Source organism: Stieleria maiorica (genome assembly GCF_008035925.1).
GTDB classification, from domain to species: domain Bacteria; phylum Planctomycetota; class Planctomycetia; order Pirellulales; family Pirellulaceae; genus Stieleria; species Stieleria maiorica.
Genome location: NZ_CP036264.1, coordinates 7,981,218 through 7,996,602, shown reverse-complemented (window position 1 = coordinate 7,996,602; position 15,385 = coordinate 7,981,218). Strand labels below are relative to the sequence as shown.

At 58.6% G+C, this 15,385-nt stretch carries 11 protein-coding genes; 4 read left to right on the top strand and 7 right to left on the bottom strand.

Annotated elements, in window-relative coordinates; genetic code table 11:
• The first annotated feature begins 20 nt into the window (after positions 1-20).
• The 4 genes from Mal15_RS27230 (at position 21) to Mal15_RS27215 (ending at position 5,901) form a co-directional block, all read left to right on the top strand.
• Positions 21-1,754 carry an acyclic terpene utilization AtuA family protein gene (locus Mal15_RS27230; protein ID WP_147870646.1) on the top strand — a complete coding sequence of 578 codons (1,734 nt, stop codon included), beginning with the start codon at positions 21-23 and terminating at the stop codon, positions 1,752-1,754.
• A gap of 237 nt (positions 1,755-1,991) precedes the next feature.
• Complete coding sequence (locus Mal15_RS27225; RefSeq protein ID WP_147870645.1) at positions 1,992-2,789, top strand: enoyl-CoA hydratase/isomerase family protein; 798 nt, start codon at positions 1,992-1,994, stop codon at positions 2,787-2,789.
• Between the two features lie 176 nt (positions 2,790-2,965).
• Positions 2,966-4,117: a PrnB family protein gene (locus Mal15_RS27220; RefSeq protein ID WP_147870644.1), complete on the top strand. Its 1,152-nt coding sequence runs from the start codon at positions 2,966-2,968 to the stop codon at positions 4,115-4,117.
• A complete protein-coding gene (locus Mal15_RS27215) occupies positions 4,114-5,901 on the top strand; it encodes an acyl-CoA dehydrogenase family protein (RefSeq protein WP_147870643.1) in 1,788 nt (595 codons plus the stop codon). Before Mal15_RS27220 ends, Mal15_RS27215 begins: the two co-directional genes overlap by 4 nt.
• 218 nt (positions 5,902-6,119) lie before the next feature.
• Here Mal15_RS27215 and Mal15_RS27210 read toward each other — a convergent pair whose 3' ends face one another.
• The 7 genes from Mal15_RS27210 to hppD all read right to left on the bottom strand — a co-directional run bounded on the left by Mal15_RS27210 (position 6,120) and on the right by hppD (position 15,212).
• Positions 6,120-6,863 (bottom strand): SDR family NAD(P)-dependent oxidoreductase, encoded by a 744-nt coding sequence (locus Mal15_RS27210; protein ID WP_147870642.1) that lies wholly within the window; start codon positions 6,861-6,863, stop codon positions 6,120-6,122.
• Positions 6,864-7,072: 209 nt separating this feature from the next.
• Positions 7,073-8,422: a tryptophanase gene (locus tag Mal15_RS27205; RefSeq protein WP_147870641.1), complete on the bottom strand. Its 1,350-nt coding sequence runs from the start codon at positions 8,420-8,422 to the stop codon at positions 7,073-7,075.
• A 259-nt stretch (positions 8,423-8,681) separates the two neighbouring features.
• Positions 8,682-10,658, bottom strand: a complete 1,977-nt coding sequence (locus Mal15_RS27200; RefSeq protein WP_147870640.1) for an acetoacetate--CoA ligase — start codon at positions 10,656-10,658, stop codon at positions 8,682-8,684.
• 23 nt (positions 10,659-10,681) lie between these two features.
• Positions 10,682-11,959 (bottom strand): fumarylacetoacetase, encoded by a 1,278-nt coding sequence (gene fahA, locus Mal15_RS27195; RefSeq protein ID WP_147870639.1) that lies wholly within the window; start codon positions 11,957-11,959, stop codon positions 10,682-10,684.
• Positions 11,956-12,909 (bottom strand): hypothetical protein, encoded by a 954-nt coding sequence (locus tag Mal15_RS27190; protein ID WP_147870638.1) that lies wholly within the window; start codon positions 12,907-12,909, stop codon positions 11,956-11,958. The genes fahA and Mal15_RS27190 overlap by 4 nt, the downstream gene beginning before the upstream one ends.
• Before the next feature lie 25 nt (positions 12,910-12,934).
• Complete coding sequence (locus Mal15_RS27185) at positions 12,935-14,089, bottom strand: homogentisate 1,2-dioxygenase (protein ID WP_147870637.1); 1,155 nt, start codon at positions 14,087-14,089, stop codon at positions 12,935-12,937.
• Positions 14,090-14,123: 34 nt separating this feature from the next.
• Positions 14,124-15,212, bottom strand: coding sequence for a 4-hydroxyphenylpyruvate dioxygenase (gene hppD, locus Mal15_RS27180; protein ID WP_147870636.1), 1,089 nt, complete (start codon positions 15,210-15,212; stop codon positions 14,124-14,126).
• Positions 15,213-15,385: the final 173 nt, after the last annotated feature.

Below are 15,385 nucleotides of genomic sequence, written 5' to 3'. Positions count from 1 at the left end.
CAGCTTGATTGGAGACGATCATGCGAGATCCGGTTCGAATTGGAAACGCCCACGGGTTTTGGGGCGACCGCATCGAAGCCGCCGCGGAGATGCTCGCCAGCGAGCCCGAATTGGATTTCATCACGCTTGACTTCTTGGCGGAAGTCTCTCTGTCGATCATGGCCGCCCAGCGCGAGCGTGATCCACAGGCCGGCTATGCCGACGATTTCATCCAGGTCTTGGAAACGCTCGTTCCCTACTTTCAACAAGGCGGCCGGTGCCGCATGGTGACCAATGCCGGCGGTTTGAATCCGCTGGGATGCGCGATCGCATCGCAACGATTGTTGCAGCGAACGAATTGCCCTGAAAAGAAAATTGCCGTCATCGCCGGCGACGACGTGATGACGTTGCTGACGTGTGATTCGAACCGCGAGCAGCTGAGGAACCTGGATACCCGGCAATCTATCGATGCCGTTGAAGAACACTTGCTCACTGCGAATGCCTACATCGGCGCATCGCCCATTGCCCAGGCATTGTCGCGGGGCGCCGACTTGGTGATCGCCGGCAGGGTGGCCGACCCCAGCCTGACCGTCGGGCCGTGTCTTGCACATTTTGGATGGGATCCGGACGACTACAATCGCATCGCCGGCGCCACGGTCGCCGGCCATTTGATCGAATGTGGAACGCAGGTCACCGGCGGAATCTCGACCGACTGGTTGCGAGTCCCCGAATCAAGCCGAATCGGATTTCCGATAGCCGAAGTTTCCCAGGACGGGACTTGCGTGATCACCAAACCAAACGGCAGCGGCGGCTGGGTGAATGAATCGACCGTCAAGGAACAGCTGCTTTACGAAATCGGCGATCCCGACGCGTACCTGTCGCCCGACGCGATCGTTTCGCTGAAATCAGTGCAGGTGCGCCAAATCGGAGCGGACCGGGTTTGCATCAGCGGGGCTCGCGGGCTTCCCCCTCCACCCAACCTGAAAGTCAGCGCGACGTATCACGCCGGATACTGGGCGGCTGCCCAACTGTCCATCATCGGCCAGCAGGCTCACGAAAAAGCGTGCCGGGCCGGCGCGGGGGTACTGCAGCGGCTGGCCGACGCGGGGCTGACCTTCCAAAACTCGTGCGTCGATGTCATCGGCAGCCACGAATTTTCCGAAGTCGTCATGCGGTTGGCGGTCGCGGATCGGTCGCGAAATCACGTCGAGCGGTTTTGTCGCAGCGTGATGCCGTTGATCACCGCGGGCCCCCCCGGGACGACCGGCTATGCGTTCGGCCGGCCCAAGGTCCACTCGCTGATTCGATACTGGCCCTGTTTGATCGCCAGAGACCAGTTGGAGATCGAAGTTTCGTTTCTGCCGCAGTCTGATACCGACACCGCCGAAGGCCCTCCACCTAGCCCGGCACGACCGTCGGCCACCGCAGCCGTTCGGTCATCTCCCGACGTCACAACATCGACTCGCGAAGCGACCGGACGATTGGTCGATGTCGCCTTGGCGCGCAGCGGTGACAAAGGCATCAACGCCAATTTGGGTGTGATCGCGCGGCGACCGGGCGATTATCCGCAGCTGGAATCCTGGTTGACCGCTGCCCGCGTCGCCGAACATTTCGGCGTCGATCCATTGACGGTGCGCCGGTTTGAAATGCCGAATCTGGACGCATTGAATTTCGTCTTGTCGGGCATGCTCCTAAACCCCATCGCATTGGATGCCCAGGGAAAGGCATTAGGGCAAAAGTTGCTGCAGATTCCGTTGCCCGAGGCATGGACATGAATGGCACGGGCACGCGCTGGTGTTCAGGCTTTAGCCGCCCACACCCGCTGCTCCAGGGTACGATGGCCCTTCCGGGCCGTCGCCCGTGGGGCTTAGCGCGGCGACCTAGAAAGGACGTCGTACAACAATCCACCGACCAGCTCATACCCGGTCGGCCAGATCATTTGAATTTGTCGCGTTTGAAAGGACAGCACTGGAAGCCTATCCCACAAAGACTTCGCTCGTCGGAGAGATGAAATGGAACCACTGATCCAGTGTCGACGCGAGACGCGTAGCACCGCCATCATCACGCTCAATCGTCCCCAAAAGCGAAACGCGTTGTCGATTGAATTGATGCAACAATTTCACCAACAGTTCGTGAAGTTGGAAACCGACGCAGACTGTCGTGTCGTGATCATTGGCGGTGCCGGTCCGGTGTTTTGCGCCGGCTTGGATTTGATCGAGGCCGCCGACCCGGCCATCGCTCCGCAAAGCGCCCGATGGGTGGAAACGACCTTCACTTCTCTGATGAACAGTCCGTTGGTGACGGTCGCGGTGGTGCAAGGCGCCGCCATGGCAGGCGGCGCCGGTCTGCTGGCCGCATGCGATTTTGCGGTAGCCGGCGAAGAGGTGACGATCGGTTTTCCGGAAACTCGACGCGGTCTGGTGCCCGCACTTGCTGCGACCTTGATCGCACGTCGCTTGCGTGATTCGGAGATGCGAGAACTGTTCCTACTCGCCGAACCGATCGACGCCCGCCGGGCGAAAGCGTTGGGGCTGGTGCACCGCGTCGTCAAATCGGCCGACTTGCTGCAGGAGTCGTTGGGGATCGCCGAAACGGTCTGTCGAGGTGGTCCCGAGGCGGTGCGACAGACCAAACAGATGATTCGCGCATTGACGGGTTGCCCGAGCGATCTGCAGGACGACGCCTTGGCGATTCACAAAAAGATGCGCCAAAGTGACGAAGCGGCGGAAGGTTTGGCATCCTTTGCCCAGCACCGTGATCCACGCTGGAATCAACAAGATTCCGGGGCCGGTCCCGACGCCGGGGCGTAGAATAATGACAGGGATGCACACAGCGGCGCCAATCCCCGGGGCAAACGTAGCTACCTTCGCCAGAAAGTGGTTCCCCGTCTTCTCCACGCTCCGGCGAGTGCAGCTACGTCGAAGGCGATTCCGATGGCAGACGCCGAGGTGAGTCTGCGATCGTGCCTGAACAGTGGGAGGTAATGATGGACACTCATTTCACCAAGCGGGGTTTTCTGCCGGTTCATGATCCGGCGACCAGGTTCCGGCGTTTTCCCCAACTGAGCAGTCTCGACGAGCTCGGCGGATCGCTTCCCGAACGACTCGAGCAAGATGACTTTCGCGATCAAATCCGACGCACCATCATCCCGAGGTGGCCCGAAGACGAGTTACGACAATCGTCCCTGGACGAGTTGCGATTGTACTACGTGCGACTGGGGTTTCTGGCCTCGGCTTACATCAACCAAGTCTCCCAGCCTCGTGTCCATTTGTTGCCTTCGGTATTGGCCGTTCCACTTTGCCACGTCTGTCGGATTCTGCAGCGGCCCCCGATCCTCAGCTATGACGGCTATGCGCTGTACAACTGGAGACGCCTGGATCGCCGGGGCCCGATCGCGCTGGGCAATCTTGAGACGATTCAGAATTTCGTCAAGCTTGAAGACGAACACTGGTTCATCTTGGTGCACGTCGAAATCGAAGCCATCGCGGCTGAAATCCTTGCCGCGATAAACCGCGCCGAGCCGGCTCTGCACGGGCATGATGGGGACACGGCTGATGAATGCCTGCGCGACATCGCCGACGCCCTTGAGAAACAAACGAAGGTCCTGAGGCGGATCCCCGAGCGGATGCGTCCGCAGCTCTACCATCGTACGTTCCGGCCATACATCCGCTTCTTTGAACAGGTCAGTTACGAAGGGGTCGCGGACCAACCCATGAATTTCCGCGGAGAAACCGGGGCCCAAAGCAGCATCATGCCCGCGTTGGAAGCGTTCATGAAACTGCAGCACCGGCAGACGATCTTGACCGAACATCTCGCCGATCTGCGACGGTTCATGCCGATCGAGCACCAAGCGCTGTTGGGTGAAATCCAGGCGATGCCTTCGCCGCGAGCGTGTACTTCGCCGGAGAAGTTCAATGCGGTGCTTGAGGCAATGGCGGCGTTTCGCGAAGTGCACTATGGCTGGGCGGACAGCTACGTCCATCAACGAACCGACGACCCGCGCGGAACCGGCGGCACTCCTTACATGAAGTGGCTGAAGCAGCTGATCGATGAAACGCGGGCAGCCAAGCAACCAAGCTCGCGGTCATGGGTAGACGTGATCACGGGCGGGCACGGGCTGAGCGGAGCATCGTCATGAGTACAACCATCGAAAAAGGCGACATCGAGAAGCAGGAACTGAGGAAGCAACAACTCGCGCAAGCCGAAGAGCTGTTGTTCGCCGAAAGCCATCCGGAAAGCTTTGCCAAACAGCTTTATCACGGATACTTTGCCCAGCAAATGGTCTTCCCGTACCCCCGACTTGCGGCCGCGGAATCCGAATCCGTGGCCGCCGCGCTCGATGAGCTGCGCCGCGTCTGTGACCAGTACCTGGACGCGGAGCACATCGACCGGAACGCCGACATCCCTGCCGAGTTGATTCACCATCTCGGACGCATCGGCTTGTTGGGCATGACGGCACCGGAGTCTGCCGGCGGGCGAGGTTTTTCACAGTTGGCGTACTGCCAATTGCTCGAAGAATTGGGATCACGCTGCAGTTCGACCTCCATCTTTGTCAATGCACACCATTCGATCGGAATGCGGGGGCTGTTGCTGTTCGGCAACGAACAACAGAAACAACGCTGGCTGCCGGACCTGGTCAGCGGCAAAGCCATCGCCGCGTTTGCACTGACCGAAGTGCAAGCCGGATCCGATGCCGCGAACGTTCAGACCACCGCGACGCCGGCCGCCGATGGATCGCACTATGTCCTTAACGGCAGCAAACGCTACATCACCAATGGCGCCATCGCCAATCTGCTGACGGTGATGGCCCGGACGCCGATCGAGGGTTCCGAGAAAACCGCGGTCACGGCATTTTTAGTGACCCCTGACATGCCGGGTTTCCAGGTGGTGGAGCCGCGGATGGAAAAGCTGGGCATTCGTGGAACCGCGACCGCCAAATTGGAATTCGAGAACATGCGTGTTCCGGCCGAAAACGTGCTCGGCCGGGAAGGAAAGGGATTGCGTGTCGCGTTGACCGTGCTCGATTTCGGCCGCACGACCTTCGGCGCCTGTTGCAGCGGAGCGGCCCGAAGCTGCCTGCAATTGGCAACCCGACATGCCCGAACGCGAATCCAATTCGGACAACCCATCGGGGCGTTCGAATTGGTTCAGAAGAAGCTGGCGCGGATGGCAGCGGATTTATACGCCATGCAAGCGATGACGCACATGACCGCCGGGCTGATCGACCGCGGTAGCGACGATTACATGTTGGAAACCGCGATCTTGAAGGTTTGGACGACGGAGCGACTGTGGAAGATCGTCAATGAGACGTTTCAGATTTACGGCGGCGCCGCGTACTTTACCGATCAGCCGCTGGAACGAATGCTTCGCGACGCCCGCATCAATCAGATCGGCGAAGGCGCCAATGAAGTGCTGACATCGTTCATCGGCCTGGTCGGGATGCGAGATCCGGGCGAACGATTGCGCCGGGTCGCTCAGTCGCTGCACGCCCCTTGGAAATCCTTGGGCGTGATCGGCCAGTTTGTCGTTCAGGAGTTCGGTCGCCTGCTCGGTCGCCCGAAAATCACGACCCGCAGCGACTCTCTCGGCGATCACGCGCGGTGGTTGTCCAAAGCCGTCAAACGGTTCGGTCTGTCGGTTCAGCGCGAACTGATCCGGCATCGGGAGGAGATTCTGGACCGCCAGCTGGTTCACGAGCGGATTGCCTGTGCGGCGATGGAACTGTATGCATCAACCGCCGTGATCGCTCGCATGGATCACGAGTTGCAAACCGCTGCTTCGGAGACGGTACGACATTCGCATCAAGCGGCTAGGCTGTTTCTGCGCCAGTCACGGCGGCGTTTTGAGCATGCGATGGCGGGGAATCGCAACAACGACGATGTCCAAATTCGTGAAGTCGCGGAAAGTCTGAGCGCGGGATAGCATGCCAAGTGCCTCGATTCGGTCGATCGGGTGAGATGCGGACATTGGATCTCTGTACGACGGTCCCTTCCGGGCCGTCGAGGTGAGTCCGCTGGACGACGGCCCAGAAGGGACCGTCGTACCCGGAGCAACGAACGCCGACGGCCCGGAAGGGACCGTCGTACCCATCGAATCGCTTGGACCACACCGGGGCGGTCCTTTGCTGCAATTCCCCCGGCTTAACGCATCCGCATGCCGCCGTCGAGGCGGATGACCGTTCCGTTCATCATCGGGTTCTGCAGCACGTGGAGGACCGTTTCGGCGAACTCTTCAGGGCGACCGAATCGCGGCGGAAACAACGTTTGATCTCGAAGAACGGCCAATCCTTTTTCGTTGACGTTGTCCATCAACGGCGTTTGAAAGACTCCCGGAGCGATCGTCACCACACGGATTCCCAACGGCGCAAATTCACGCGCCGCCGGCAACGTCAATGAAGCGACACCTCCCTTGGATGCCGAATAGGCCGCCTGACCGACCTGTCCTTCCATCGCCGAGATGGACGCAGTCATCACGATCGCGCCGCGTTCGCCTTCTTCGTCAGGTGCGTTGGCTTGGATTGCCGCGGCACACAGTCGCAAGACGTTAAACGTCCCGACCAAATTCACTTCGATCACGCGTCGAAATTCAGCCAAGTCGAAGGGTCCGTCACGCCCGACAATCCGCTGGGCGTGAATCACACCGGCGCAAATGACGCATCCGCGTAGCGAGCCGAAACGATTCTTGGCAAACTCGATCGCGTCTTTCACCGAAGACTCATCGGTCACATCGGTTTGGCAATAAAACTCCCGCTGTGATTCATTCGCCGGTGGCTTGACATCAGCGATCACGACGTTTGCTCGCTCTTGTAGTAGCCGACCGACGCACGCGGCGCCCAATCCGGAGCTTCCTCCCGCAATAAGAACTGTCTCTCCATCGATGTCCATACAACGACTCCCGGGGGTAAAACGGTGCGCGGTTGATGTCGCAAACCAAAACCACTAGCTGGACAGCGCCACTTTGCTCACAAAACACCGTGAATCGCCGGTCCAACGTAGCTACCTTCGCCAGAAGCTGGATCCCCGGGGTTTTCCACGCTCGCATCGAGCGTAGCTACCCCAAAGTGGCACTGTCCAGCTAGGTTATCGTAGGAAAGTCACAATTCGGCGAATTTCGCCGTGAAGTGGCGAAGCGTCTGTGAAGCTTCCGTGATCCGCAAACCACGCAGCGTCTGGCGTTGCTGGTGCACTTCAATGATCGCGTCCGCGACGTAATCGATCTGGCTTTTCGTGTAGACCCTCCGCGGAATCGCCAGCCGAGTCAATTCCTTATGCGAGTGGTTTTTACCGAACATCACACTGCCGATTTCTACGGCTCGGATCCCTGCGTGTCGATAGAACGCGCAAACCAGCGATTGCCCGGGATACTGTTCAGCAGGAATGTGCGGGCAGAATTCGCATGCATCGATGTAGATCGCGTGGCCTCCCGGTGGCTCGATGATTTGAATACCGGCATCTAAAAGTCGCTGGCCCAGGTAGGCGACGCTGGCGATTCGGTAGGCCAGGTAGTCTTCGTCCAAGACTTCCGTGAACCCTTGAGCCATCGCTTCCAGATCACGACCGGCCAATCCACCATAGGTGACAAAGCCCTCGGTCAAGATCAACAGACTGTCCGCCCGCTGTGCAAGGTCGTCCTCGCGCATCAGCAACACGCCACCGATGTTGACCAGGCCATCTTTCTTGGCGCTGATCATCGCTCCGTCGGCCAAATCAAACATCTCGCGGACGATCTCCCGTACGCTGCGGTGCTTCTGTCCCGATTCCCGTTCGTGGATCAGCCAAGCGTTCTCAGCGAATCTCGCGGCGTCGAGAAACAACTTGATACCGCTACGCTGGCAGATGTCGTGCGTTTGACGCAAGTTTTCCAGACTCACGGGCTGACCGCCAACACTATTGTTGGTGATCGTGATGACGCACAACGGAATCTGCTCAGCTCCGACATCGTCGATCAACCGGTTCAGCTGGTTGACATCGATGTTGCCTTTGAAGGGGTAACGACTGCGTGTGTGGGACGCTTCTTCGGTCAGTAAGTCAACCGCTCGGGCGCCGGAGTGTTCGATGTTGCCGCGGGTGGTGTCGAAGTGATAGTTGCCGGGAATGACTTTGCCCGGACCTCCCACTAGTTCGAACAAAATCCGTTCACTCGCCCGCCCCTGATGCGTGGGCAGAACGTGCGGCATCCCAGTCAAATCACGGATCACGCTTTCAAATCGATACCAGCTACGAGCACCCGCATAAGATTCATCGCCGTCCAGGATCCCCGACCACTGCTTGCTGCTCATCGCCGACGTGCCACTGTCCGTCAAAAGGTCGATGATGACATCCTCGGCAGCGATCTGAAACATGTTGAAGTGGGCGCTGCGCAGGATCGTTTCGCGCTGTTCCCGCGTGGTCAACTTGATCGGCTCGACCATCTTGATCTTGAAGGGTTCAATCGTTCGGTCCATGGTCGGATCTTGGGTCACATAATGGAGTAGCAACAGTCGCGAAGACCTTCGGCAACCGTTGGTGTCTAGCCTTTAGGCCAATACCGCTAAGTTAAGCGTTGTTTCCTGCGGGGAGGGCCCGTAGGCTCGCGCCAAACGGCTGATCATCGTCCGACATCAGCCGGTTCGCGCCAGCGTCCGGGCTTCTCCCCCGACCTTAACTTAGCGGTATTGGCCTTTAGCCGATTCCCGGTCGCTGCCACGCGGCGACAGTGGACGGCTATCCCTTGGGTGTCTTCAGTTCTGGCAAGTCCTTGTACAATTGCAACGCCTCGGGATTGGCCAAAGCGTGTTCGTTTTTTACCGGGCGGTTGTGGATCACATCACGCACGGCCAACTCGACGATCTTGCCGCTTCTGGTGCGAGGAATGTCGGCGACCTGCAGGATTTTCCAAGGCACGTGTCGCGGCGTTGTGTTGTCGCGGATTTGCTTGCGGATCTTGTCACGCAATGAATCGTCCAACGTCAGATTTGGCCTCAACTTGACGAACAGGACCAGCCGCTCATCGTCGTCACACTGCTTCGTTGTGACGATGCTCTCGAGGACTTCGCCCAACTTTTCCACTTGACGGTAGATTTCAGCCGTTCCGATCCGCACGCCCCCGGGGTTGAGCACCGCATCACTTCGTCCGAAAAAGGTCATCCCGTCATGTTCGGTCAGCTCCACCCAATCGCCGTGGCGCCAAACGCCGGGAAAGTGCTCAAAGTACGCCGCGCGATACTTTTGACCGTCATCGTCGTTCCAAAATCGGATCGGCATCGACGGGAACGATGCCACACAAACCAGCTCGCCCTTTTCGCCGCAGACCGGTCGGCCCTGTTCGTTAAACACGCGGACGTCCATGCCCAACCCTCGCGTTTGCAGTTCGCCGCGATAGACCGGACCGATCGGGTTTCCGAGTGCAAAGCAGGAAACCAGATCGGTGCCGCCTGAGATGGACGAAAGACAGACGTCTCGTTTGATATTTTCATAGACGTAGCTAAAACTCTCCGCAGCCAGCGTTGATCCGGTCGACAGAATCGTCCGCAGCGAAGATAGATCATGTGTCTTTGCGGGCACGACGCCGGCTTTCTCGATTGCCGTCAGATACCTCGCACTGGTGCCGAACACGGTGATTCGTTCTTGTTCGGCCATGTCCCACAAAACGTTGGGACTGGGATGCATCGGCGACCCATCGTACAGGACCACCGTCGCTCCGACGGCCAGACTGGAAACAAGCCAATTCCACATCATCCATCCACAGGTGGTGAAATAGAAGATGCGGTCGTCACGTTTCAGGTCCGTGTGCAGGACCAACTCCTTCAGATGCTGAAGCAGGGTTCCTCCTGCGCCGTGCACGATGCACTTCGGAACCCCCGTCGTGCCGGATGAATAGAGAATGTAGATCGGATGGTCAAACGGCAATTGTTCGAATGGCAATGGCCCTGATTCACCTGGGGCCGTGGCGACGTAATCTTCCAGGGAAATCGACGGTTCGAAACGGTTGTTGGGCCTGTCGTGACCCAAGTAGCTGGTGATCACGGTCTTCTTGATACTGGGAATCTGCCGACTGATCTGCACCACACGAGCGATCGAATCGAATTCCTTGCCAGCGTACCGGTAGCCGTCGGCGGCGAAGAGGATCTTGGGCTTGATCTGGCCGAAGCGATCCAGCGTGCCTTCGGTCCCGAAATCGGGCGATGTCGACGACCAGATCGCTCCGATGCTGGTCGTGGCCAACATCGCGATCACCGTTTCGGGAAGATTGGGCATGAACGCAGCAACGCGATCCCCCACGGTGACGCCGTCGCGACGAAGTGCGGCTGCCAAGCGAGAAACGTTGTCAAACAGCTCGCGATAGGTCAGCGAACGTTGCCGCCCCTGTTCGTTCCAAAACACCAAGGATTCCTGATCATCGCGAAATCGCATCAAGTTTTCGGCAAAGTTCAGTGTCGCGCCGGGAAACCATTGTTTTGCCATCACGGGCAACGTCGGATTCACACGATCAGCGATGACGCGGTGCCATTTGCGCTCCGCGCGGACGTCGCAGAACTCCCAGACACTCGTCCAGAACTCTTCCGGTTGATCGATCGACCACTCGTACAGGCTTTTGAAGTCGGTGACTGCCGGGCGACACCCCTGGACCCGCTTGATGAATGCGGTCAAGTTTGCCTGAGCAATCCTCTCGTCGGTCGGTCGCCATAGTGGCTGAGACATGGGGCCGTCCCCTTGTTCACGATTTACACTTCTCTAGCCGGCAACACCGTACCGGTCACTTCGCCGAAGCCGATGCGATAACCGTCTCCCCGGCACCACCCGGTCAGCGTGACCTGATCGCCGTCTTCTAGGAATGTCCGAGTCTCGCCGGTGGCTAGGGCAAGCGGCTGCTTCCCACCCTGGCTGATTTCCAACAAACAACCAAGTGAATCGGGACTCGGTCCGCTGACCGTTCCGGTGGCCAGTAGATCACCGGTGCGCAGGTTGCAACCGTTGACCGTGTGGTGTGCCACCTGCTGCGAGAAACTCCAATAGACGTGACGCAAGTTGGTGGCGGTGATTCTCTGGCCCTTGGGCATGCGGGAGGTTCGCAGCACCGCTTCCAGATGAATGTCGAATGTGCGGTTGGTCGTGCCCGCCAAATAAGGCAACGGGGGCGGATCTTGCCGTGGACCTTCACTGCGGAAGGGTGCCAACGCTTCCAGGGTGACGACCCACGGTGAAATGCTGGTGGCGAAGTTCTTGGAAAGAAACGGCCCCAGCGGCTGATACTCCCATTTCTGTATGTCGCGAGCACTCCAGTCGTTCACCAGAACGACACCGAAAACATGCTCCTCGGCTTGATCGATCGAAACGGGATGCCCCAACGTGTTGCCGGTTCCGATCACGAAGCCGACTTCCAATTCGAAATCGACCGCGCGACTTGGTCCCAGTGATGGTGCGTCTCCCTGCGCTGTCAGACGCTGACCTCGAGGGCGAAACACATTGGTTCCGGAGACGACTACCGAACTGGCGCGGCCGTGGTAGGCAACCGGCAGGTGCACCCAATTCGGATTCAACGCATTCTCTGGTCCTCGGATCATCGAACCGACGTTGGTCGCGTGGTGCCGCGAGGAATAAAAGTCGGTGTAGTCACCGATTTCAATCGGCAACAACAATTCAACCTCTTCGATCGGCAACAGAGTTTGCTCGCGTAGTTCGATGTCATCGCGAATGGTCGCCACATCGGAACGCAGCAGGTGGCTGATGGTTCGGCGAGTCTGTCCCCATGCCGTTCGACCGAGTGCCATGAATGCATTCAGGGATCCCTGTGAAAAAACGTGTTCTGCTTCGGGGACATCCAACAAGTGCCGGCTGGCAAGCACAGAGAGGTCCAATACACGATCGCCGATGGCCACGCCGACTCGGGGCGTTCCGCCGGGAGGCCGGAAAACACCGTAGGGAAGATTCTGAATCGGAAAGTGCGACTCGGGCTCTGCCGGAACGAAGCTGCGAAGACGAGGATCGGTCGTCGAAATCATGACGGGGACTCTGTCTGATGAACTTCCAATGGATCGGACGCGCCGAACAGATTCAATTGCCGTAGTCCATCGCGAGGTTCCTCAAAACTACAGCTTCCGAATGATCGGATCGATTCCCGTCGACCATCTGCAATCTCGCTCAGCGTGGCCCCGTGATCGCCCCACGACATCGAGCGTTCATCGAACTGAAACGCGTCGGCGGATGTTTCCGCCAAGATCGCGGCGATTTGCGACGGTGCCAGCTGATGGACACATGCCAACACGGCGGCGGAAAACAAGTTCAGGAAACCGAATTCTGTCTGTCCAGATTCTTTCGGACGGGAGAGAGGATGATGCAAGCCTGCCGTGGCCTTCCAGCGCACGCCGGCAGATCGACAAGCGTCAATGAAGATGCCGACTTGTAGCGGTGTCGGCAGCGCGTTTTCGGACAGTCCCCCGAGACGGATTTTCAGCCCCACGCGTGTAGAACCTCTCGCTTGAATCGACGACAGCACATTGGTCAGAGCGTTTCCCCAGTCGCCGGCAGCGATCTCCAAGAACACGTCCGCGTTTCGCATTGCGAGCGCGTCGGTCACCTTTGAGACGTGGTCCAAAAACTGATCCAGTGAATCAACCGACTCGACCATCCACGCCGGCAATTTCAATTCCAACGCGGCAACGCAGAAATGAGCTGCCTGAGCCCGCTGGAAATCAGCCACGTCTTTGAAGTCGCCCACGGTGGGGCAAACCAGCGTCAATCGGATCGGCGTCCCGCGGAGCAGGCTGGAACAAGCCGCAAGTTCGGGCAGTCGGTCGACGCCGCAGACCATCCGCCCCAACAACCACGCGTCGGCTTGTTGCCGATAGTCTACGTAACTGCGGACAGCTTGATCGACCGACAACTTCGCAGGCGGAAAGATGCCGGCGTAGTCGATCGAACCGGCCAGTAACGTTGCCAGGCTGTTGGTCATCTGTGTATACCCTCCTCTGTCGCCCTCACAGCAACCAGGAACGAGCGTAATCGGGGTCTTCCGACGCCAGTGCCTCCCGCGCGACGCGCAGGGGATGAAACGTGTCCAGCATCACGGCCAATTCGTCGGTGCGTTGAACCCCGATCGACGCCTCGGCGCGGCCCGGATGCGGCCCGTGCGGCAGCCCCGACGGATGCAGCGTGAGCGAACCGTAATCGATCCCGCGCCGACTCATGAATTGGTCGTTGGCGTAATAGATCACTTCATCGCTCATCACATTGGAATGGTTGTACGGAGCGGGAACGGCATCGGGGTGATAGTCGAAAAGGCGTGGCACGAAGGAACAGACCACAAATCCGTCAGCGGCGAACGTCTGGTGCACCGGCGGCGGTTGGTGCAAACTGCCGGTGATCGGTTCGAAGTCGTGGATCGAGAGCGCCCAGGGGTAATAAAAGCCGTCCCAACCGACAACGTCCAACGGGTGATGGTCCAAGACCATTTCGGTCAACAGGTTGTTTTGCTTGACCACCGCGCGGAACTCCCCCGTTTCATCGTGGATGGGCAACGCCTGTGGCGGGCGAATGTCGCGTTCACAGTACGGACTGTGTTCGAGCAGTTGTCCGTACTCGTTGCGATATCGCTTGGGGGCGGCGATCTGTCCGGCGGATTCGATGATCAACAGTCGCCAGGGCCCATCGGTCAGTTGCAACCGATACAGAATTCCGCGCGGGATGACGATGTAATCTCCCTGCCGGAATGCCAATTCCCCCATCAACGACTGGAGGACACCGGATCCTTCGCTGACGTAGATGACTTCGTCGCCCTGGCCGTTGCGATAAAAAAAGTCGTCGTCGACGGTCGGGCGAACCATCGACAGAGACAGATGATGATTGAACAACAACACGGTTCGCTGCAGCGTTGCACTGTCGACGGTCGGCAGCTCGGCGAGTTGGAAGTGCCGCATCCTTAACGTTTCATCGGGATCGGATTTCCAGTCGATCTTTGCCAGTGTCTTTGAACGGCAAACGGTGGTCGGTGGGCGGAGGTGATAGAGCAGCGACTCGGGGCCTGAGAAACCGAAGCTGCCCATCACGTGTTCGTGGTACAGATCACCGGACGTCTGCCGCCAGACGGTGTGTCGCTTTCGAGGGACTTCGCCGAGCTGGTGATAAAAAGGCATGCCTGTCCCTCCGAGTGACCCCGTCCACGATCGCTTACAGATTACCTCGCAGCGCTTGCTCCCGCTCGATGGCTTCGAAGAGCGCTTTGAAGTTTCCCTTTCCGAAGCCGCTGCAGCCCCCGCGCTGAATGATCTCGTAAAACAGCGTCGGTCGATCTTCTACCGGCATGGTGAAGATTTGCAACAGGTATCCCTTCTCGTCCCGGTCGGCCAACAGATTCAGCCGACGCACCTCGTCGGGATCTTCTTCGATCGTGCCCACCCGATCCCAGACCTGATCGTAGTAAGCATCGGGGACGTTCAGAAAGACGACGCCGTTTTCTTTCAACAACGAGACCGTATGGATGATGTCGTCGGTCAGCAGCGCAATGTGTTGCACGCCTGGGCCGACGTTGTAATCAAGGTACTCTTGGATTTGGCTTTTGCGTCGCCCCGTGGCCGGTTCGTTGATCGGAAATTTGATCTGGTCCGAAGGGTCGGCCATGACCTTGCTGCGAAGTGCCGAAAAATCGGTCGAGATGTCTTTGTCGTCGAAGCTCATGAATTGATGAAAACCCAAGACCTGATCGTAGAACGTTCCCCAATCATTCATGTGGCCCTCTTCGACGTTGCCGACGATGTGGTCGATCCGCTTCAGTCCGACGCCGGCCGCGGGAATCCTGTGAATCTGATAGCCCGGCAGAAACGGGCCCGCGTAATCGGCCAAGGAGATGAAGGAGTGCAGCGTATCGCCGTAAGCCCGAATCTTTGCACGCCGAATCTGTCCTTCACGATCGGCGCAGCTGAAGGGCGGCACAGCGGATCGCGCGCCGCGCGCAATCGACTCGCTGTAGCAGTGGTCGACATCGTCCACCAAAAAGGCGATGTCCAAGACGCCGTCACCGTGTTTGCGCAGGTGTTCGGCCATGGCGTCATCAGGAAATAACGGTGTGCTAACGACCAGCCGAGTATCGCCTTGCTGCAATACATACGACGCTTGATCTTTGACACCTGTTTCCGGACCGGCATAGGCGAGCTGCGAAAAACCAAACGCGCGGCGGTAGTAATACGCGGCCTGCTTGGCGTTGCCGACCAGCAACTCGACGTGATGGATCGCTCTCAACGGCAGGGGATTTAAAGACATGCCTGCGACCTCACTGAAAAGACAAGTGCAGTAAGTGTCAAGCCTGCGAACCAATCATTTGATCGCCAGCTGATTGCGTCGACCACTCCTTGGCATCTAACAATTGTTCGCCCGAAGTCCGCACCAGGCAATCTCGATTGACCGGAATTGCGAAAACGATTCCTTGTCTAGAC

Bases quoted from the DNA above. Each gene is read 5' to 3' on its own strand.
- fahA (WP_147870639.1), bottom strand. From the start codon at position 11,959: ATGATTTCGACGACCGATCCTCGTCTTCGCAGCTTCGTTCCGGCAGAG.
- Mal15_RS27225 (WP_147870645.1), top strand. From the start codon at position 1,992: ATGGAACCACTGATCCAGTGTCGACGCGAGACGCGTAGCACCGCCATC.
- Mal15_RS27200 (WP_147870640.1), bottom strand. From the start codon at position 10,658: ATGTCTCAGCCACTATGGCGACCGACCGACGAGAGGATTGCTCAGGCA.
- hppD (WP_147870636.1), bottom strand. From the start codon at position 15,212: ATGTCTTTAAATCCCCTGCCGTTGAGAGCGATCCATCACGTCGAGTTG.
- Mal15_RS27190 (WP_147870638.1), bottom strand. From the start codon at position 12,909: ATGACCAACAGCCTGGCAACGTTACTGGCCGGTTCGATCGACTACGCC.
- Mal15_RS27210 (WP_147870642.1), bottom strand. From the start codon at position 6,863: ATGGACATCGATGGAGAGACAGTTCTTATTGCGGGAGGAAGCTCCGGA.
- Mal15_RS27205 (WP_147870641.1), bottom strand. From the start codon at position 8,422: ATGGACCGAACGATTGAACCCTTCAAGATCAAGATGGTCGAGCCGATC.
- Mal15_RS27230 (WP_147870646.1), top strand. From the start codon at position 21: ATGCGAGATCCGGTTCGAATTGGAAACGCCCACGGGTTTTGGGGCGAC.
- Mal15_RS27185 (WP_147870637.1), bottom strand. From the start codon at position 14,089: ATGCCTTTTTATCACCAGCTCGGCGAAGTCCCTCGAAAGCGACACACC.
- Mal15_RS27220 (WP_147870644.1), top strand. From the start codon at position 2,966: ATGGACACTCATTTCACCAAGCGGGGTTTTCTGCCGGTTCATGATCCG.
- Mal15_RS27215 (WP_147870643.1), top strand. From the start codon at position 4,114: ATGAGTACAACCATCGAAAAAGGCGACATCGAGAAGCAGGAACTGAGG.